Origin of the sequence: Streptomyces sp. NPDC021012, assembly GCF_044333355.1 — a bacterium.
Classification (GTDB): Bacteria; Actinomycetota; Actinomycetes; order Streptomycetales; family Streptomycetaceae; genus Streptomyces.
This window is the reverse complement of sequence record NZ_JBIRQU010000003.1, coordinates 602,856-622,158: the sequence shown is the minus strand read 5'-3', so window position 1 is coordinate 622,158 and position 19,303 is coordinate 602,856. Positions and strand designations below refer to the sequence as shown.

General features: G+C 72.4%; 16 protein-coding genes. 9 read left to right on the top strand and 7 right to left on the bottom strand.

All coding sequences use genetic code 11. The features are described from left to right. Nucleotides 1-31: 31 nt before the first annotated feature. Nucleotides 32-1,066 carry a LacI family DNA-binding transcriptional regulator gene (locus ACH4TP_RS12650; RefSeq protein WP_389231274.1) on the bottom strand — a complete coding sequence of 345 codons (1,035 nt, stop codon included), beginning with the start codon at nucleotides 1,064-1,066 and terminating at the stop codon, nucleotides 32-34. Between the two features lie 378 nt (nucleotides 1,067-1,444). Between ACH4TP_RS12650 and ACH4TP_RS12645 the strand changes: the two genes are divergently transcribed. The 4 genes from ACH4TP_RS12645 (at nucleotide 1,445) to ACH4TP_RS12630 (ending at nucleotide 6,276) form a co-directional block, all read left to right on the top strand. After that, nucleotides 1,445-2,794 (top strand): ABC transporter substrate-binding protein, encoded by a 1,350-nt coding sequence (locus ACH4TP_RS12645; RefSeq protein ID WP_398437459.1) that lies wholly within the window; start codon nucleotides 1,445-1,447, stop codon nucleotides 2,792-2,794. A 91-nt stretch (nucleotides 2,795-2,885) separates the two neighbouring features. Further along, entirely contained in the window at nucleotides 2,886-3,890 is a 1,005-nt protein-coding gene (locus ACH4TP_RS12640) for a carbohydrate ABC transporter permease (RefSeq protein ID WP_389231268.1), read from the top strand. 4 nt (nucleotides 3,891-3,894) lie between these two features. Continuing rightward, nucleotides 3,895-4,788, top strand: a complete 894-nt coding sequence (locus ACH4TP_RS12635) for a carbohydrate ABC transporter permease (RefSeq protein WP_398437455.1) — start codon at nucleotides 3,895-3,897, stop codon at nucleotides 4,786-4,788. 45 nt (nucleotides 4,789-4,833) lie between these two features. Continuing rightward, on the top strand, nucleotides 4,834-6,276 hold the full coding sequence (locus ACH4TP_RS12630) for a GH1 family beta-glucosidase (RefSeq protein WP_398437453.1): 1,443 nt from the start codon (nucleotides 4,834-4,836) through the stop codon (nucleotides 6,274-6,276). A 66-nt stretch (nucleotides 6,277-6,342) separates the two neighbouring features. Here ACH4TP_RS12630 and ACH4TP_RS12625 read toward each other — a convergent pair whose 3' ends face one another. Together ACH4TP_RS12625 and ACH4TP_RS12620 are read right to left on the bottom strand one after the other, a co-directional pair. Further along, nucleotides 6,343-6,813, bottom strand: a complete 471-nt coding sequence (locus ACH4TP_RS12625) for a hypothetical protein (RefSeq protein ID WP_388846683.1) — start codon at nucleotides 6,811-6,813, stop codon at nucleotides 6,343-6,345. Between the two features lie 174 nt (nucleotides 6,814-6,987). After that, nucleotides 6,988-7,719, bottom strand: coding sequence for an IclR family transcriptional regulator (locus ACH4TP_RS12620; protein WP_398437451.1), 732 nt, complete (start codon nucleotides 7,717-7,719; stop codon nucleotides 6,988-6,990). A 211-nt stretch (nucleotides 7,720-7,930) separates the two neighbouring features. Here ACH4TP_RS12620 and ACH4TP_RS12615 point away from each other — a divergent pair, with 211 nt between their 5' ends. Beyond that, complete coding sequence (locus ACH4TP_RS12615; protein WP_398187534.1) at nucleotides 7,931-8,809, top strand: glycerophosphodiester phosphodiesterase family protein; 879 nt, start codon at nucleotides 7,931-7,933, stop codon at nucleotides 8,807-8,809. Between the two features lie 32 nt (nucleotides 8,810-8,841). Here the strand turns inward: ACH4TP_RS12615 and ACH4TP_RS12610 are convergent, their stop codons facing one another. Next, nucleotides 8,842-9,345, bottom strand: a complete 504-nt coding sequence (locus ACH4TP_RS12610; protein WP_398437449.1) for an HD domain-containing protein — start codon at nucleotides 9,343-9,345, stop codon at nucleotides 8,842-8,844. 77 nt (nucleotides 9,346-9,422) lie between these two features. Here ACH4TP_RS12610 and ACH4TP_RS12605 point away from each other — a divergent pair, with 77 nt between their 5' ends. Beyond that, nucleotides 9,423-10,346 (top strand): LLM class F420-dependent oxidoreductase, encoded by a 924-nt coding sequence (locus ACH4TP_RS12605; protein WP_398437447.1) that lies wholly within the window; start codon nucleotides 9,423-9,425, stop codon nucleotides 10,344-10,346. On the opposite strand, the gene ACH4TP_RS12600 is transcribed toward ACH4TP_RS12605, so the two are convergent. Further along, nucleotides 10,343-12,625 (bottom strand): MMPL family transporter, encoded by a 2,283-nt coding sequence (locus ACH4TP_RS12600; RefSeq protein ID WP_389231246.1) that lies wholly within the window; start codon nucleotides 12,623-12,625, stop codon nucleotides 10,343-10,345. The two genes, ACH4TP_RS12605 and ACH4TP_RS12600, sit on opposite strands and share 4 nt — an antisense overlap. A gap of 112 nt (nucleotides 12,626-12,737) precedes the next feature. Next, nucleotides 12,738-13,445 carry a DUF2470 domain-containing protein gene (locus ACH4TP_RS12595; protein ID WP_398437444.1) on the bottom strand — a complete coding sequence of 236 codons (708 nt, stop codon included), beginning with the start codon at nucleotides 13,443-13,445 and terminating at the stop codon, nucleotides 12,738-12,740. Nucleotides 13,446-13,576: 131 nt separating this feature from the next. Here ACH4TP_RS12595 and ACH4TP_RS12590 point away from each other — a divergent pair, with 131 nt between their 5' ends. Genes ACH4TP_RS12590 through meaB form a run of 3 tightly spaced genes read left to right on the top strand, consistent with a single transcriptional unit; the run spans nucleotide 13,577 to nucleotide 18,581 of the window. After that, a complete protein-coding gene (locus tag ACH4TP_RS12590; RefSeq protein ID WP_398187524.1) occupies nucleotides 13,577-15,388 on the top strand; it encodes a methylmalonyl-CoA mutase family protein in 1,812 nt (603 codons plus the stop codon). Next, nucleotides 15,388-17,562: a methylmalonyl-CoA mutase gene (scpA, locus tag ACH4TP_RS12585; RefSeq protein WP_398437442.1), complete on the top strand. Its 2,175-nt coding sequence runs from the start codon at nucleotides 15,388-15,390 to the stop codon at nucleotides 17,560-17,562. Before ACH4TP_RS12590 ends, scpA begins: the two co-directional genes overlap by 1 nt. Continuing rightward, complete coding sequence (meaB, locus tag ACH4TP_RS12580) at nucleotides 17,559-18,581, top strand: methylmalonyl Co-A mutase-associated GTPase MeaB (protein ID WP_398437440.1); 1,023 nt, start codon at nucleotides 17,559-17,561, stop codon at nucleotides 18,579-18,581. The genes scpA and meaB overlap by 4 nt, the downstream gene beginning before the upstream one ends. Nucleotides 18,582-18,760: 179 nt before the next feature. Here the strand turns inward: meaB and ACH4TP_RS12575 are convergent, their stop codons facing one another. Beyond that, nucleotides 18,761-19,213, bottom strand: coding sequence for a MarR family winged helix-turn-helix transcriptional regulator (locus tag ACH4TP_RS12575; protein ID WP_389231231.1), 453 nt, complete (start codon nucleotides 19,211-19,213; stop codon nucleotides 18,761-18,763). Between the last annotated feature and the right edge of the window lie 90 nt (nucleotides 19,214-19,303).

Genomic DNA, 19,303 nt, shown 5'->3' with positions numbered 1-19,303 from the left:
CTGACGGTGAGCCCCCGCCAGGAGCCCTCCCTCAGGAGGAGTCGCGCACCACCAGCTCCGTGGGCAGCACGTGCCGGCGCGGCTCCTCCGGGGCGGCCCCGGTGCTCTCGTGGATCTCCCGGATCAGCATCCGCGCCATCGTGCGGCCCATCTCCTCGATGGGCTGCCGCACGCTCGTCAGAGGCGGGTCCATGAGCCGCGCCACCGGCGAGTCGTCGACCCCGACGAGGGCGACGTCCTCGGGCACCCGGCGGCCCGCCTCCCGCAGCACCCCGCGCGCGCCCGCCGCCATCACGTCGGAGGCGGCGAAGACGGCGTCCAGGTCCGGCCTGTGGTCGAGGAGCTCCCGCATGGCCCGCCGGCCGCCCTCCTCGGTGAAGTCTCCGGCCGAGACGAGGCCCTCGTCGGGCGGGAGTCCGGCCTCCGTGAGACCGGCCCGGTAGCCGCCGAGCCGGGCCCTGGCCACGTACATGTCGAGGGGGCCGGTGACGGTCGCGATACGGCTCCGGCCGCGCCCCACCAGGTGGGCGACGGCGGTGCGCCCGGCGCCGATGTTGTCGGAGTCCACGTACGGCACGGGCTCGGCCCCGGTGCGGCGGCCGTTCATGACGACCGGGAGGCCCAGTTCCCTGACGCGGTCGGGCAGCGGGTCGTCGCCGTGGACCGAGGCGAGCAGGACGCCGTCGACGCGCTGGGCGGCGAGGTACTGCTCGAAACGCTGCCGCTCCTGCTCGCTGCGGATGAGGGTGAGCAGCAACTGCTTGTCGGCATCGGCGAGTTCGGCGCTGACGCCGCGGATGAGGTCGAGGAAGTACGGCTCGGCGAAGAGGCGCGCCTCGGTCTCGGGGATCACCAGGGCGACGGCGTCGGTGCGGCTGCCGGCGAGGGTGCGGGCGGCCTGGTTGGGGACGTAGCCGAGTTCGGCGACGGCCCGGGCGACGGCCGTTCTCGTCCGCTCGCTCACCCGGGGGGAGCCGTTGATGACCCGGGAGACCGTGCCCCGGCCGACTCCGGCCATGGCCGCGACCTGTTCCAGGGTGGGTCTGCCGCTCTGCCGTCCGCTCACGACTCCCGAACTCCCCTCGTAGGACTGTGCGCCGCTCACCAGCACCCATACGGGAATGGGAGCGCTCCCACACTAGTCCACCGCCATCCTCCGCGCCACGCGTCCGCGTTCAGGAGATGACGGCCGGACGGTCGCGGGGCGTCGCGAAACCCCCGGAAAACCTTCCAGTAACGAATCCGTGTTCATGCCTTGACACTCGCACCCGCCAGGCAGCAACCTTCCGGCAACGACGTGGGAGCGCTCCCATAAGGGTGCGACACAGCCTTGCGGCACAGCCCCGGCAGGCGCCGCCGAGCCGCGATCAGCCGACCGGGCCTCTTGGCACAGAAGACGCACAGAAGACGCACAGAGAGCACCACCTTGGACGAGGAGAGTGGAATGCGCACTTCCAGCAGCAGACGCGGCCGCCGCGCGGCGATCACGGCGGTCGCCGCCGTCGTGACCGGCACGGCCCTGCTCACCGGTTGCGGCAGCGACGACGACGGCGGCAAGGGCGGCGCGAGCGGCCAGGGCGCCGGGAAGATCACGCTGCGGATCGGGACCTTCGGTTCCTTCGGCTACGACAACAAGACCGGCGCCAAGCTCTACGCCGAGTACGAGCGGCTGCACCCGAACATCAAGATCGAGGAGTCGAACGTCTCCGACGGTCAGAAGTACTGGGACACGCTCAAGCTGCGCCTCGCCCAGAACAGCGGCGTCGCCGACATCCAGGCCGTCGAGGTGGGCTACATCGCCGAGGCGACCGGCCCCGCCATGGCGAACAAGTGGGTCGACCTGGGCAAGGAGGGCGGCGCGGACCTCGGCGCCTTCCTCGACTGGAAGGTCAAGCAGGCCACGACGGGCGACGGCAAGGTCATCGGCCTCGGCACCGACATCGGCCCCATGGCCATCTGCTACAACAAGGAGCTCTTCGCCAAGGCCAAGCTGCCCACCGCGCGCGAGGAGGTCGGCAAGCTGTGGGCCGGCAGCTGGTCCAAGTTCATCGAGACCGGTGAGAAGTACAAGGCGGCCGCGCCCGCCGGCACCGCCTTCCACGACTCCGCGAGCGGCCTCTTCAACGCCGTCGTCTCCAGCGACCCCGTGCAGTACGCCAACGCGAGCGGCCAGCTCGACTGGGAGCACAGCCCCGGCGTGAAGAAGGCCTGGGACACCGCCGTGAAGGCGGCCCAGGGCGGACTCACCGCCAAACTGCGCCAGTTCGACGAGAAGGGCACCTGGAACGCGGCCTTCAAGAACTCGAAGTTCGCCACCGTCGCCTGCCCCAGCTGGATGACCGGCATCATCAAGGACCAGGCGGGCCCCGCCAACCAGGGCAAGTGGGACATCGCCGCGCCGCCGGTCGCCGGCAACTGGGGCGGCTCCTTCCTCGCCGTGCCGAAGGCCGGCAAGCACACCAAGGAGGCCGCCGAGCTCGCCGCCTGGCTGACCGCCCCGGCGCAGCACGCCAAGGTCTTCGCGGTCAACGGCAACATCCCCTCCTCCAAGGACACGCTGCTCTCCTCGGCGGTCCAGGAGGCGAAGCTGCCGTACTTCGGCGACACCCCGGTCGGCAAGATCTTCTCCAGCGCGGCGGTCGGCATCACCCCCGCCGTCATCAGCCGCTACGACGGCCAGGTGAAGACCTTCCTCACCGACAACGGCATCCTCGACATCGAGCAGCGCGACACCGACCCGGCCAAGGCCTGGGAGAACGTCAAGAAGCTGGTCGACGACAAGATCGACCAGTAGCGGGGGCGCCCGCCGGTCCGCCGCCGCCTGCCGGGCGGCGGACCGGCACCGCCCGCACCACCGCACGCATCGAACTGGAAGGACCGCCCCCGTGGCCACCTCCGTCCGGGCGGAGCGGGACGACTCCCCGCCGCCCGCCGCACCGCCCTCCTCCTCCGGCCCCCGGAGCCGCCGCTCCTCCCCCGGCGGCCTGCGCAGCACGCTCTACCGCTGGGACATCAAGGCGATCCCGTACGTCTTCATCGCCCCCTTCTTCCTCACCTTCGCGGCCTTCGGCCTCTTCCCGCTGCTCTACACGGGCTGGCTGTCGCTGAACCGGGTCGAGCTCGGCGGCGACCCGACCTGGAAGGGCCTGGAGAACTACACCGACCTCGCCACCAGCGAGTTCTTCTGGAACGCGCTCCTCAACACCTTCACCATCGGGGTGATCTCGACCGTTCCGCAGCTGCTCATGGCCCTGGGCCTGGCGCACCTGCTCAACTACAAGCTCCGCGGCCGCGGCTTCTTCCGGGTCGCGATCCTCGCCCCGTACGCCACCTCGATCGCGGCGGCGACCCTGGTCTTCGCCCAGCTGTTCAACACCGACTACGGCATGATCAACGGGCTGCTCGACTGGATCGGCATCGGCCCGGTGGACTGGGAGTCGTCCAAGTGGCCGGCGCAGATCGCGATCTCGGTGATCGTCACCTGGCGCTGGACCGGCTACAACGCGCTGATCTACCTGGCCGCGATGCAGGCCGTGCCGCAGGACCTCTACGAGGCGGCCTCGCTCGACGGGGCCTCGCGCTGGCGGCAGTTCCTCAGCGTCACCATCCCGTCGATCCGGCCGACGATCCTCTTCACGATCATCGTCTCCACCATCGGCGCCACCCAGCTGTTCGGCGAGCCGATGCTCTACGGCGGCAGCGTCGGCATCAGCGGCGGCAGCGGCAACCAGTTCCAGACGCTGAGCCTGCTGATGTACGAGAAGGGCTGGGTGACCGGGGCGCTCGGGCAGGCCTCCGCGATCGCCTGGGTCATGCTCCTGCTGCTCCTCCTGATCGGCGGCGTCCAGGCGTTCGTCTCCCGCCGCGACCGCACGAAGCCGAGGGGATGACCTCATGGCCCGCACACTCGCATCACCCCGCCCGGCGCCCGCGCCCGGTAGCCGTTTCCGCCAGTCCGCCGGCCGCCAGCACCACGCGGGACCGCTGACCTACGTCCTGCTCGTCCTCGCCGCCGTCGTCTCGCTCTTCCCGCTGTACTGGAACGTGGTCGCCGCCTCCCACACCGGCGAGCGGGTCGTGGAGGCCCCGGCGCCGCTGCTGCCCGGCAAGCGGCTCCTGGACAACCTCGAATTCGCCTGGAACCAGGTCGACATGGGCGAGGCCCTGATCAACACCACGGTCGTGGCGGGCCTGGTGGCGCTGTCCACCGTGCTGTTCGCCACGCTCGCCGGCTTCGCCTTCGCCCGACTGCCCTTCCGGGGCCGGGGCCTGCTGCTCTCGCTCGTGGTCGCCACGATGACGGTCCCGCCGCAGCTCAGCGTGATCCCGCTCTACCAGATCATCACGGACCTCGGCTGGTTCGACCAGCTCCAGTCGGTCGTGCTGCCCTCGCTCGTCGCCGCCTTCGGCGTGTTCTTCATGCGCCAGTTCCTGGTGGAGGCGCTGCCGGTGGAGCTGGTGGAGGCGGCCCGGATGGACGGGGCGCACAGCCTGCGGATCATCTGGCACGTGGTCTTCCCCGTGGCCAAGCCCGCCATGGCCGTCCTCGGCATGCTGGTCTTCGTCCAGGCCTGGAACGACTTCTTCTGGCCGTTCATCGCGCTCACCCCGGACGGCAATCCCACGCTCCAGGTGGCGCTCGCCGGCCTCGGCGCGGGCAACCACAGCGTCGACCAGGCCGTGGTGCTGACCGGTGCCCTCATCTCCACCGTGCCGCTGCTGCTCGTCTTCGCCCTCCTCGGCAAGCACATCGTCGGCGGCATCACGGCCGGCGCCGTCAAGAGCTGACGAGCCCTCTGTTCCGCTTCTCCGTAACCTTGTTGGGAGTCACCCATGACCGTGCCCGAAACCCGGCCGCTCACCGCCGTCCGCTCGTTCCCCGCGGGCTTCCTGTGGGGTGCCGCCACCGCCGCGTACCAGATCGAGGGAGCGGCGGCGGAGGACGGCCGCACCCCCTCGATCTGGGACACCTTCTCGCACACCCCCGGCAAGGTCTTCGAGGGGCACACCGGTGACGTGGCCGTCGACCACTACCACCGGTTCCGCGAGGACGTCGGGATCATGTCCGAACTCGGCCTGAACGCCTACCGGTTCTCCGTCTCCTGGTCCCGCGTCCAGCCCACCGGCCGGGGCCCGGCCGTCCAGAAGGGCCTGGACTTCTACCGTGCGCTCGTCGACGAGCTCCTCGCGGCCGGGATCGAGCCGGCCCTGACGCTCTACCACTGGGACCTGCCGCAGGAGCTGGAGGACGCGGGCGGCTGGCCGGAGCGGGCGACCGCCGAGCGGTTCGCCGAGTACGCGGGGATCGTCGCGGAGGCCGTCGGCGACCGGGTGAAGCGGTGGACGACGCTCAACGAGCCCTGGTGCAGCGCCTTCCTGGGGTACGGCTCCGGGGTGCATGCGCCGGGCCGCACCGATCCGGTGGCCTCGCTGCGCGCCGCCCACCACCTCAACCTCGGGCACGGTCTCGCGGTCCAGGCGCTGCGTGCCGCGCTGCCGGCGGACCGGCAGCTGTCGGTCTCGCTCAACCTGCACGAGATCCGGCCGCTGACCGGTTCGGCCGAGGACCTGGACGCGGCCCGCCGGATCGACGCCGTCGGCAACCGGGTGTGGCTGGGCCCGATGCTGGAGGGCGCCTACCCGGAGGACCTGCTCGCCGACACGGCGCACCTGACGGACTGGTCCTTCGTCCGGGACGGCGACACCGCGACGGCGAACCAGCCGCTGGACCTGCTCGCGATCAACTACTACACGCCGACGGTCGTCTCGCACGTACCGGAGGGGGCGGAGAAGCCGCAGGACGACGGGCACGGCCACAGCGAGCACTCGCCGTGGCCCGGCGCGGACGCGGTCGCCTTCCACCGGGCGCCGGGCGAGCCGACGGCGATGGGCTGGGCGGTCGACCCGGGCGCGCTGTACGACCTGCTCACCCGGGTCTCGGCCGCGTACCCCGGTCTGCCGCTGGTGGTCAGCGAGAACGGGGCGGCGTACGAGGACGTGGTCGGCCCGGACGGTTCGGTGCACGATCCGGAGCGCGCCGCCTATGTGCACGCCCACCTGGAGGCGGTGCACCGGGCGATCGGGGACGGGGTGGACGTGCGCGGCTACTTCCTCTGGTCGCTGCTCGACAACTTCGAGTGGGCGTACGGCTACGAGAAGCGGTTCGGCGCGGTCCGGGTGGACTACGACACCCTGGAGCGCACCCCGAAGTCCAGTGCCCGCTGGTACGCGCGGGTGGCGCGCTCGGGCGAGCTGCACGCGCCCGGCGGGGAGTGACGCACCCCATGAGGAAGGGCCGTGCCGGGCGCCCGGCACGGCCCTTCCTCACGCACTGGGGTTCCGTCAGATGTCGACGACCCGGTAGCCGATGACGTAGATGCCGCCGGAGCCCTCGACCGTGCGCCACTGGGTCTCGGCGCCGACCTCGCTGCCGGTGACGAGCGTGGCGCCCAGCTTGTCGTCGCTGCTGGTGGAGTCGTAGTCCCACAGGGTCAGGGTGCGGGCCTGCTCCTTGCCGAGGATGAGCGCGGCGTTGCCGTTGCCGTCCTCCATGGAGCGGACGTAACCGGTGCCCATGGTCTGGTACTTGAGGCCGTTGCCGGGCCAGACCTTGACGGCGTTGCCGTTGGCGTCGGTGATCTTGAGGTAGGCCTCGTCGTGGTCGCCCTCGCTGTTCTGCTGGCAGTGCAGCTCGAACAGCTCGATCTTCACGTAGTCGATCGGCTCGGCGTGCGCGGTGCCGGCGAAGGCGCCGAGGCTGCCGAGTCCGAGCAGGGCGGTGGCGGCCATTCGTACGGCTCGGTTCTTGCGCATGGTGTGTGTCCCCCGACACATCGGGTCACTCGCGTGACTGCTGGTTCCGGTCCGCTCGTCTCCGGCGGTCCGGTGTGCCGTTTCCCCCCGGCACGACACCCACTGTGCCCGGCGGGCCCGCCCCTGCTCCACGCGCGTTCCGCTGGACGGAACGCGCCCCGGGAATCGGCGGTCCTACAGGACGGGGGCGGCCGACGGAACCGGTCTGCGCCGTCCGCCGCCCCGGGCCAGCGTGCGGGTGATGGCGGCCCCCGCCTCGGCGACGGCCTGGGCGAGCTCGTCGAGGCCGCGGCCCGCCGGGACCATGCCGGCGAGCGCCGCGACCGTACGGCCGTCCGGGGCGCGGACCGGCAGCGAGGCGCAGCACACCCCCTCCATCACGTCCTCGCGGTCGAGCACCGCCCCGCCCCTGAGGGGCCCGCGCAACGCCTTCCCCGCGGCGGTGTCGAGGTGGAACGCGATGCCGTCCCGTACCGGCAGCAGCGGCTCCAGGTCGCCGGGCACCGAGCTCACGGTGATCGCCATGTCCTCGCGCAGCACGGTGAGGACGACGCTGGCGCCGGTGGTGGCCCGCAGGCGCTGGAGCGGCAGCCGGGCGGCGGGGCGCAGGCCGGGGTGCGGTTCCCAGGCCTGGCCGAGACGGTAGAGCTGCGGGCCGACCCGGTAGCGGTTGCCCCTGCGTTCGACGGCGCCGACGCCGACCAGCTGGTCGAGCAGCCGGTGGACGCTGCCCTTGGGCACCCCGCAGGCGAGCGCGAGTTCGGTCACACCGGCCTCGTCGCCGTTCCGGCGCAGGGCGTCGAGCAGCGCGAACGCTCCTTCCAGCACTCCCCTGCCGCGCTCCTGGCGCCCCGGTGCGGCCGTCTCCGCGACGTCGCCCGTTCTCCGTGCGGTCCCGGTGTCCATGGAGTCCCCCTGACTCGGTGCGCCCGGCCGTGGTCCCCCGATGGCGCGGCTCCGGGCATACCCCACACGATGCCGCAGACCGGACCGTTCCGGCGAAGGGCTTGCGTTGCCGGTCGTGTCGCCGCGCGCCCCGGCCCGATCGTCGGAGCACCCCTTAGGGTGATCGGCCATGAGAGACGCTCAACCGCCTGCCCCCCGGTCCCGTCGGCGCGTGACCGTCGGACTGGTCGCCGCCGCCACCGTCGTCGCGGGGCTCGCGACCGCGTTCGCCGTCGCCGCGCCGCCCTCGACGTCCGCCCCCCGCCCCGGGGCCCAGGCCCCCGCGACGGCAAGCCCCTGGATGCGCGCGCCCGGGGCGCCGCTGACGGTGATCGCCCACCGGGGCGCACCGTCGGCGGCCCCCGAGAACACCCTGGTCTCGGACGAGGTCGCCCGGCGCGGCGGGGCCGCCTGGATCGAGAACGACGTGCAGCCCAGCAAGGACGGCGTGCCGTACGTCCTCCACGACACCACCGTCGACCGGACCACGGACGGCACGGGCCCGATCCGCTCGCTGACCTCCGAGCAGCTCGACGAGCTGGACGCCGGTTCCTGGTTCGCCCCCGCCTACGCCGGTACCCGGATCCCGACCCTGGCCGCCCAGCTCGCGGACCTCAGGGAGCGCGGCGGGAAGCTCCTCCTGGAGATCAAGGGCCCGCACAGCCGCGCCGAGGTGGCCCGGATCGTCCAGGAGGTCCGGGAGCAGAAGATGACGGACCGGGTCTTCGTCCAGAGCTTCGACGTCCCGTCCCTGCGGTACGCCCACGAGCTGGCGCCCGAACTGCCGCTCGGTCTGCTGCGCGACACCCTGGACGCCGACCCGGTGGCGCTCGCCCGGGAGCTGGACCTCTCCGCGTACAACGTCGGGGACGCCGCGCTCGCGACCCGTCCGCAGCTGGTCGGCGATCTGCATGCGGCCGGTGTGGCCGTGAACGTGTGGACGGTCGACAAGCCGGCGCGCTGGAAGGCCCTGGACGAACTCGGCGTGGACGGCGTCATCACGAACCGCGCCACCGAGCTGAGCGGCTGGCTGTCCGGCCGGACGGGCTGAGCGGCGCCGCGCGGCCTGTCGGCGGGAGGTCGTCAGCGGGTGGTCAGCTCCTCCAGGAGGTCGGGGTTGACCACCCGGAGGATCCTCGCGATGTCGCCGGGGTCGGCCGCCGGCCACAGGACGGCCCTGGCCGCCCGGTACTTGGCGGCGAGCCGTTCCCGCTGGTCGGGCGGCAGGGCGGCGGCCCGGTCCGGGCGGCTGTTGTGCGCGTTGTCGGCGATCTTCACGAGGGTGGCGTCGGGGTTCCGCGCGATCAGGCGGAGCTTCTCCTCGTAGGTCGTGTCCGGGCGGTTGGTGACGGCTTCGACGAGGGCGACGACCTCGGAGGGGATCCCGGCGGCGCGCAGCCGCTCCGGGGTCCACTCGGTGTCCTCGATGACGTCGTGCAGCAGACCGGCCATGGCCAGGTGCGGGCCGAGCGCTTCCAGGCCGGCGGCGACGGCGCGGACGTGGGCGACGTAGGGGGCGCCGGTCTTGTCGACCTGTCCGGCGTGCGCCCGGTCGGCCAGTGCGTCCACCTCGGCGAGAGTCTTCATGGACCTCATCATCCCCGCCACACGCTGTTCACACGGAATCGGGAATGGCGGTCGCGGCGCGGCCGGTTGCCGAGTGCATGACTCTTGGAGTGACGCTCAGCTCGACCTCCCGGCAGCTTCCGATCGACGACACGGTGCGGCTCGCGAGGGAGGCGTACGAGGCAGGCCTGCACTCGGCGTGGTTCGGTCAGACCTTCGCGTACGACTCGCCCTCGCTCGCCGCGATCGTCGGGCGCGAGGTGCCCGGCCTCCAGGTGGGGACGTCCGCGATACCGGTCTTCGGCCGTCATCCGCTGCTCGTCTCCAGCCAGGCGCAGACCGCCCAGGCCGCCACCGGCGGCCGCTACCACCTCGGGCTCGCCCTCGGCACCCGGCATCTGACGGAGACCGGCTTCGGTCTTCCGTACCAGCGGCCGATCGGGCTGCTCAGGGAGTTCCTCACCGCCCTGCGGCCGCTCCTGGAGACGGGCGAGGCCGACTTCCACGGGGAGCTGCTGACGGCGACGACGCCGTACTCGGCGGCCGTTCCCGGCGCCCAGCCGCCGGTGCCGGTCCTGGTGGCGGCGATGGGTCCGCAGGCCCTGCGGGTCAGCGGTGAACTCGCCGACGGCATCCTGCCGTTCCTCGCGGGTCCGCGCGCGCTCGCCGAGCACGTCGTCCCGGCCGTGACGGCCGCCGCGGAGGCCGCGGGCCGTCCCGCGCCCCGGGTCGTGGCGCTCGTGCCGGGCGTGGTGACGGCGGACGCCGAGGGCGTACGGGAGAAGGCGGCGGAGGCGCATGCGCTGTACGAGCGGATCCCCTCGTACCAGCGGGTGATCGGGCTCTCGGGTGCCGAACGGGCCGCCGACCTGGCCCTGATCGGTGACGAGGAGACCGTCGCGGAGGGGGTGCGGCGCTACCGCGAGGCGGGGGCGACGGAGGTGGTGTTCACGGCGACGGACCTGGGCGGTGAGGACGACCGCCGACGCACCTGGAAGCTGCTCGGCGAGCTGCCGCGTTAGCTCCTTCCCACGCTCTGGGCCGTCTCTTCGGCCTGGAGCGCCTCCTCGCCCTCCGTGTCCAGGTGCGGCAGGAGCCGGTCCAGCCAGTGCGGGGTCCACCAGGCGTGGCGGCCGAGGAGGGTCATCACGGCGGGGACGAGCAGCAGGCGGACCACGGTGGCGTCGATGAGGACGCTGGCGGCGAGGCCGAGGCCGAGCATCTTGACGACGATGTTGTCGGAGACGATGAAGGCCGCGAAGACGCTGACCATGATCAGTGCGGCGCAGGTGATGACCCGGGCGGTGATCTCCAGGGCGTGGGCCACGCTGGCCTTGGAGTCCCCGGTGCGCAGCCAGGCCTCGCGGACGCGGGACAGGAGGAAGATCTCGTAGTCCATGCTCAGGCCGAAGACGATGGCGAACATCATCATCGGCACGTAGCTCTCGATGGGCACCTTGCCGTTGACGCCGAGGGCGGGTCCGCCCCAGCCCCATTGGAAGACGGCCACGACGACGCCGTACGAGGCGGCGATGGAGAGCACGTTGAGCACGGCCGCCTTGACCGCGACCAGGACTCCTCGGAAGACGATGAGGATGACGAGGAAGGCGAGGCCGACCACGACGGCGATGATGAGCGGCAGGCGGCTGGAGACGATGTCGAGGAAGTCGACCTGGGCGGCCGTGTTCCCGGTGACGTAGGTCTGGGCGTCGGTGCCGGTCACCGCTTGCGGGAGGACGTCGTCGACGAGGTGGTTGGTCAGTTCGGTCGTCCTCTCGTCCTGCGGGGAGGCCACGGAGTAGGCGGTGCCGACGAGGACGTCCCCGTCGGGGGTGGTCTGGAGCGGGGTGATGTAGGCGGCGTTCGGGACGCCCGTGAGCGAATGCTGGAGTGCGGTGCCGAGGGCGGCCCGGTCGGCGGCGGGTACGGCCGACTGGTCGACGACGACGGTGAGCGGCCCGTTCGCGCCGGGGCCGAAGGCCGTGGAGATGAGGTCGTAGGCCCGCCGGTCGGTGAACGATTCGGGGTCGGCGCCGTCGCCGATGTGGCCGAGCTGGATGAAGAGCAGGGGGAACGCCAGCACGAGGAGGACGAGGACGCCGCCGGTCAGGAACCACCAGGGGCGCTTCTCGACGCGTTGCGCGTAGCGGTGCCAGGTGCCGTGCGCTGCCGCTCCGGGTTCGGCGTCGGTCTCGGCCACGGGTCTGCGGACGTGGTAGCGGTCGATGCGTCTGCCGACGAGTCCGAGCATGGCCGGGACGAGGGTGAGGGCGGCGATGACGGCGGTGACGACCGTGAAGGCGGCCGCCAGGCCGAGTTTGCCGATGAAGGTGACGCCGGAGACCCAGAGGCCGGACAGGGCGATGATGACGGTGCAGCCGGAGACGAGGACCGCGCGGCCGCTGGTGGTGGTCGCGAGGGCGGCCGCGTCGGCGGGATCGTGGCCGTTCATGAGGTTCTGGCGGTGGCGGGTGATGAGGAACAGCGCGTAGTCGATGCCGACGCCGAGGCCGATCATGGTGGCCAGGGTGGGTGAGACGGTTCCGAAGGTGAAGGCCGCCGCCATCAGGCCGAGCAGGGCGAGCCCGCAGACCGCGCCGAGCAGTGCGGTGACCAGCGGCATGACGGCGCCGATGACGCTGCCGAAGCCGATGAGGAGGACGACGACGGCGACGGCGAAGCCGATCGCCTCGCTGCTGCGGTCGTCGGGCGCGGGGCGGGCGAGTTCGCCGAGCGAACCGCCGTACTCGACGGTGACGCCTGCGTCCCGGAGGGGCTGTACGGCGGTGTCGACGCCGTTCAGGTAGTCGGTGCCGAGGGTGGAGGGCGCCACGCTGAAGCGGACGGTGATGTAGGCGGTCTTGCCGTCCGTGGAGAGCGGTCCCACGTTGGGCGTCCCCGCCGGGAGCGCGGGCGGGGTGGTCCCGGGCGGCGGGAGCGGGTTCTGCGCGCCGATGACGTCGGGGAGCTTCGCCAGGGCGGTGACGGCGGAGTCGACCGCGGACGACTCCTGCGTGAGGGGTTTGGAGGGGTCGTTCAGGACGACCTGGGCGCTGTACCCGCCGGCGGCGGGATCGTGCGCCTTGAGGACGTCCAGGCCTTCGGCCGACTGCACTCCCGGGAGCGAGAAGTTGTCCTCGTACTCGCCGCCGACGGCCCGGTCGAGGAGTTGGAGCCCCGCGACGGCCGCCAGCCAGAGGGCGATGACGACGAGGAAGTGGCGGGCGCACCAGTGACCGAGGCGGTAGAGGACGCCTTTTGCGGGTGCTGGCCGGCTCTTGGCCGGGGTTCCTGCGTTCATGGCGAGGCCGTGTCCGGATAGGGAGGTCCCCGAGCGGTTCCGGCACCGACGTCGTGCGGGCCTACTCGGTCCATTCTTCGCCCGCCGCGGCGCTCCGGCATCTCGGCCGGGTTCAGGCAGGCAGGTGGTGGGTGTGGGAGGAGCGGCGGGCGGCGGCGAGGAGGGCGTGGATGCGGGGGCCGGCCTGGTCGATGTCGGTGAGGGGGGTGGGGAACGGCAGCCGGGCGTCGCGGTGGTGGCCGGTGCGGTGTTCGAGGCGCAGGGTGATGCCGTACCGGTCGAGGGCGAGGGGCAGGACGCGGGCCAAGTCCCGTTCGGGGCGCGGTCGGACGAGGCGGAGGAGCAGGGGGACGAGTGCGGCGTGGCGGTCGGCGAGGTGGGTGAGCATGGTCGCCTCGGCCGTGGCCGTCGGGTCGGGGTCGGTCGCCCGGATCTCGTCGAGGGTGACGAACGCGCGTCCCTCGTCGTCCTCGATGACGGCCTGTCCGAACTCCACGCAGCTGCTCGTGGTGGCGTCCGAGGTGTACGGGGCGGAGAGCAGTCCGGTCAGGGTGACGCGGGCGCGGACGCGCCGGCGTACGGGGGTGGGGGCGATGTCGGTGAGTTCGAGGCGGACGGGGACGCGGGCGGTCCGTCCGGTGGGGCATTCCTCGGAGGGGGCGTGGAGGTGGAGGTGGCCCATGGGTCCGGTGCCGTCGAGGAGGTGGACCTCCTGGTGGGTTCCGTCGGTGGTGACGGTCATCGAGTGGGCCGCGGTCAGGATCGACCGGACGCGTTCGGCGGGCGTGGGCCGCGCGGCGGGGGTGCTGAAGGGACGCATGCACGTACTCCCGGGAGAAGGACTCGACGGTTACTTAGGCGAGCCTAACCTAACTCATCCTTCATGAAGAGAAGAAGGTCACAGTCGTACGCCCTCCTGCTCACTTGTCGATCTCCCCTAGCATCCGAGCCATGACGGTCCTGCCTGACGACGGGCTCTCCCTGGCGTCCGAATTCCCAGACGCGCCACATGAGCAGTGGCAACACCTCGTGGCGGGTGTCCTGCGCAAGTCCGGCAAGGAGGTCTCCGGCCCCGCAGCCGAGGACGCCCTGTCCACCCTCCTTGAGGACGGCCTCGACACCCGCCCGCTGTACACCGCGCGCGACACCGCGCCCGACACCGGCCTCCCCGGCTTCGCCCCCTTCGTACGCGGCGGGCGGGCCGAGGGCAGCGCCGTCGGCGGCTGGGACGTGCGCCAGCACCACGGGACGGCCGACGGCGAAGCCGTCCTCACCGACCTGGAGAACGGCGTCACCTCCCTCTGGCTCGGCGTCGGCGGCACCGGCATCCCGGTGTCCTCGCTCGACGGCGTCCTCGAAGGCGTCTACCTCGACCTCGCGCCCGTCGTCCTCGACGCGGGCGAGGAGACGGAGGCGGCCGCCGAACGGCTCCTCCGGCTGTACGAGGAGCGGGGCGTCGCCCCGGAGGCCGCCCGGGGCAACCTGGGCGCCGACCCCCTGGGCCACGAGGCCCGCACCGGCCGCGGCGCCTACACCCTCGCGTCCGTCGCCGGCCTCGCGCGCCGCTGCGCCGACACCTACCCGGGGCTGCGCGCCCTGACCGTGGACGCCCTGCCGTACCACGAGGCCGGCGGCTCGGCCGCGCAGGAGCTCGGCTGCTCCCTCGCGACCGGCGTCGCGTACCTGCGCGGCCTGACCGAGGCCGGACTGAGCGTCACCGAGGCCTGCGGACAGCTGGAGTTCCGCTACGCGGCCACCGCCGACCAGTTCCTGACGATCGCCAAGCTGCGCGCCGCGCGCCGCCTGTGGGCCCGCGTCGCCGAGGCCTGCGGCGCCCCGGAGGCGGGCGCGCAGCGCCAGCACGCGGTGACCTCGCCCGTGATGATGACGCGCCGCGACCCCTGGGTGAACATGCTGCGCACCACCATCGCGACCCTCGCCGCCGGCGTGGGCGGCGCCGACAGCGTCACCGTGCTCCCCTTCGACGAAGCCCTGGGCCTGCCGGACGCGTTCGCCCGCCGGATCGCCCGCAACACCTCCACCGTCCTCATCGACGAGTCCCACCTGGCCCGGGTCATCGACCCGGCGGGCGGCTCCTGGTACGTGGAGCAGCTCACCGACGAACTCGCCCACGCCGCCTGGGAGTTCTTCCGGACCATCGAGCGCGCGGGCGGCCAGGAGGCCGCGCTGCGCTCCGGCCTGGTCGGCGAGCGGCTCGCCGAGACCTGGGCCGCGCGCAGCAGGAAGCTCGCCACCCGCCGCGAACCCATCACCGGCGTCAGCGAGTTCCCGCACCTCGCGGAGAAGCCCGTCGACCGCGCGCCCGCGCCCGAGCCGCTCTCCGGCGGTCTCCCCCGCGTCCGGCGCGACGAGGCGTACGAGGCGCTGCGCGCCCGCTCCGACGCCCACCTCGCGGCGACCGGCGCCCGGCCCCGCGTCTACCTGGCCGCGCTCGGCCCGGCGGCCGCGCACTCGGCCCGGCTCACCTTCGCCGCCAACCTCTTCCAGGCGGGTGGCATCGAGGCCGTCACCGAGGGCACGTTCGAGGAGAGCGGCGCCCGCGAGGCCTGCCTCTGCTCCAGCGACGCGCTGTACGAGGAGCGGGCCGAGGCCGCCGCCGGGGAGCTGCGCGCGGCCGGGGCCGGGCACGTCCTCCTGGCCGGGCGCCCCGCGTCGTACGCCGGTGTCGACTCGTACGTCTTCGCCGGCTGCGACGCCGTCGCCCTGCTCTCCACGACCCTCGACCGCATGGGAGTGTCCTGATGTCCATCCCCGATTTCTCCGGGATCGAGCTCGGGGCACAGACCGCCGCCGGCGGGCCCGACGAGTGGCGCGCGGCCGTCAAGAAGGCGGCGGACGGCGACGACCTGCTGTGGGAGACCCCGGAGGGCATCACCGTCAAGCCGCTGTACACCGGGCGGGACCTGGAGGGCCTGGACTTCCTGGACACCCGCCCGGGCATGGCCCCGTACCTGCGCGGCCCGTACCCGACGATGTACGTCAACCAGCCCTGGACGATCCGTCAGTACGCCGGTTTCTCCACGGCCGAGGAGTCGAACGCCTTCTACCGGCGCAACCTCGCCGCCGGCCAGAAGGGCCTGTCGGTCGCCTTCGACCTGCCGACCCACCGCGGCTACGACAGCGACCACCCGCGCGTCACCGGTGACGTCGGCATGGCCGGTGTCGCCATCGACTCCATCTACGACATGCGGCAGCTGTTCGACGGCATCCCGCTGGACAAGATGTCCGTGTCGATGACGATGAACGGCGCGGTGCTGCCCGTGCTGGCGCTGTACATCGTGGCCGCCGAGGAGCAGGGCGTACCGCCCGAGAAGCTGGCCGGGACCATCCAGAACGACATCCTCAAGGAGTTCATGGTCCGCAACACGTACATCTACCCGCCCGGGCCGTCGATGCGGATCATCTCCGACATCTTCGCGTACACCTCGCAGCGGATGCCGCGCTACAACTCCATCTCCATCTCCGGGTACCACATCCAGGAGGCGGGCGCGACGGCCGACCTGGAGCTGGCGTACACGCTCGCGGACGGTGTCGAGTACATCCGGGCCGGGCGTGAAGCGGGCCTGGACGTGGACGCGTTCGCGCCGCGCCTGTCGTTCTTCTGGGCGATCGGCATGAACTTCTTCATGGAGATCGCCAAGCTGCGCGCCGCCCGCCTCCTGTGGGCGAAGCTGGTCAAGCAGTTCGACCCGCAGAACGCCAAGTCGCTTTCCCTGCGCACCCATTCGCAGACCTCCGGCTGGTCGCTGACCGCGCAGGACGTCTTCAACAACGTCACGCGGACCTGCGTGGAGGCGATGGCCGCGACCCAGGGCCACACCCAGTCGCTGCACACCAACGCCCTCGACGAGGCGCTCGCGCTGCCCACCGACTTCTCGGCGCGCATCGCCCGCAACACGCAGCTGCTCCTCCAGCAGGAGTCCGGCACCTGCCGGACCATCGACCCCTGGGGCGGCAGTGCGTACGTCGAGAAGCTGACGTACGACCTGGCCCGCCGCGCCTGGCAGCACATCCAGGAGGTCGAGCAGGCCGGCGGCATGGCCAAGGCCATCGACGCGGGCATCCCCAAGCTGCGCGTGGAGGAGGCCGCGGCCCGCACCCAGGCCCGGATCGACTCCGGCCGGCAGCCGGTCATCGGCGTCAACAAGTACCGGGTGGCCTCCGACGAGCAGATCGAGGTCCTCAAGGTCGACAACTCCTCGGTCCGCGCCCAGCAGATCGAGAAGCTGCGGCGGCTGCGCGCGGAGCGCGACGAGACCGCCTGCCGGGACGCCCTCGACGCGCTCACCCGGGCCGCGGGCGGCGACGGCAACCTCCTGGAGCTCGCCGTCCGCGCGGCCCGCGCGAAGGCCACCGTCGGCGAGATCTCGGAGGCCCTGGAGAAGGTGTACGGCCGTCACGCGGCGCAGATCCGTACGATCTCCGGTGTGTACCGCACCGAGACAGGCGAGTCCCCCTCCGTGGAGCGCACCCGGGCCCTGGTCGACGCCTTCGGCGAGGCCGAGGGGCGCCGGCCGCGCATCCTGGTCGCCAAGATGGGCCAGGACGGCCACGACCGCGGCCAGAAGGTGATCGCCACCGCCTTCGCCGACCTGGGCTTCGACGTGGACGTCGGCCCGCTGTTCCAGACCCCGGCCGAGGTGGCGCGTCAGGCCGTCGAGGCGGACGTGCACATCGTCGGGGTCTCCTCGCTGGCCGCGGGTCACCTGACCCTCGTGCCGGCGCTGCGGGAGGAGCTCGCGGCGGAGGGCCGCGAAGACATCATGATCGTGGTCGGCGGCGTCATCCCCCCGCAGGACGTGCCGACGCTCCTGAAGATGGGCGCGGCGGCCGTGTTCCCGCCGGGGACGGTGATCCCGGACGCGGCCCACGACCTGGTGACCCGGCTCGGGGCCGACCTCGGGCACGACCTGTGATCGGTCTCGACACGTACGTGAAGGGCGTGCTCGACGGGAAGCGGGCGGTGATCGCGCGTGCGATCACCCTCGTCGAGTCGACGCGCCCCCAGCACCGCGTGCTCGCGCAGGAGCTCCTCACCGAGCTCCTGCCGCACAGCGGCAAGGCCGTTCGGATCGGGATCAGCGGGGTGCCCGGGGTCGGCAAGTCGACCTTCATCGACGCGTTCGGGACGATGCTGACCGGACTCGGCCACCGGGTGGCGGTGCTCGCCGTCGACCCCTCGTCGACCCGTACGGGCGGCTCCATCCTCGGCGACAAGACCCGGATGGAGCGACTGGCCGTCGACCCGGCGGCCTTCGTCCGCCCCTCCCCCAGCGCGGGCACGCTCGGCGGGGTCGCGAAGGCGACCCGCGAGTCGATGGTCGTGATGGAGGCCGCGGGGTACGACGTGGTGCTCGTGGAGACGGTGGGCGTCGGCCAGTCCGAGACCGCCGTCGCGAACATGGTCGACTCGTTCCTGCTGCTCACCCTGGCCCGTACGGGCGACCAGCTCCAGGGCATCAAGAAGGGCGTCCTGGAGCTGGCCGACGTGGTCGCCGTCAACAAGGCGGACGGCCCGCACGAGCGCGACGCCCGCGCCGCCGCGCGGGAGCTGGCGGGCGCGCTGCGCCTGATGCATCCCCAAGCTCTCAACTCCGTTCGAGCAGGGGAGACCCCACTCGCCGACGCGGTCTGGACCCCGCCGGTGCTGAGCTGCAGCGCGCGGGAGTCGGCGGGGCTCGACGAGGTCTGGGACCGGCTGAAGCAGCACCGGGCGCTGCTCGACTCGACGGGCCGCCTGACGGCCAAGCGCCAGGACCAGCAGGTCGACTGGACGTGGTCGATGGTCCGCGACGAGCTGCTGCGGCGGCTGAGCGCCGATCCGGCGGTCCAGGACGTGACGCCCGCCCTGGAGCGGCGGGTCAGGGACGGCGAGCTGACGGCGACGCTGGCCGCCGAGGAGATCCTGAGGGCGTTCGGGGAGCGCCGGGACTGAGACGGGGGTACGGGCGCCCGAGCGGGGATTCCCCTCGGGCGCCCTTCCCGCGTGCCCGGGCCCAGGCGTCTTCCGGTGCCGGACTCGGGAGGAGCTTCTGACCCGGGCGCCCTTACCGCGTGCCCGGGCTCAGGAGGAGCCCCGGCTCAGGCGTGCCCGGGCTCAGGAGGAGCCCCGGCTCAGGCGTCCTTCTCCATGCCCGGGCGCAGCCGCGCGAGCAGGGCGTACAGGGTGGCGCTGTCCTCCGCGCCGAGCGTGTCGAGGGCGCCGTGGGTCGCCTGCATCTCCTCGCGGACCCGCCGGATGACGTCCCGGCCCTCGTCGGTCGCCACGACGTTCTTGACGCGCCGGTCGTGGGTGTCGGCCTCGCGGCGCACCAGGCCGCGTCCCTCCAGGCGGTCCACGATCCCCGTGACGTTCGACGCGTCGCAGACCAGCAGGGTCGCGAGGGCGCGCATCGGCAGCGGCCCGCTCAGCTGGGCGAGGACCTTGGCCTGCGTGGACGTCAGCCCGTGGTGGGCCGCGGCCGTGGCGAAGTCGCGCCACTGGGCCGTGCCGATGGCGGCGAGGAGCTCGAGCAGCTGGAGCTTGGTGGGCGTCTCGGGCATGGCCTCGGGGGTCGTCGCGCTCATGGTTCGAGCGTACTCACGATCCTTGACATTATCAATTGTTTACTTAAGCACCTCAAGCATTCACTTGACCTCCTCAAGTATCGGGGCCTA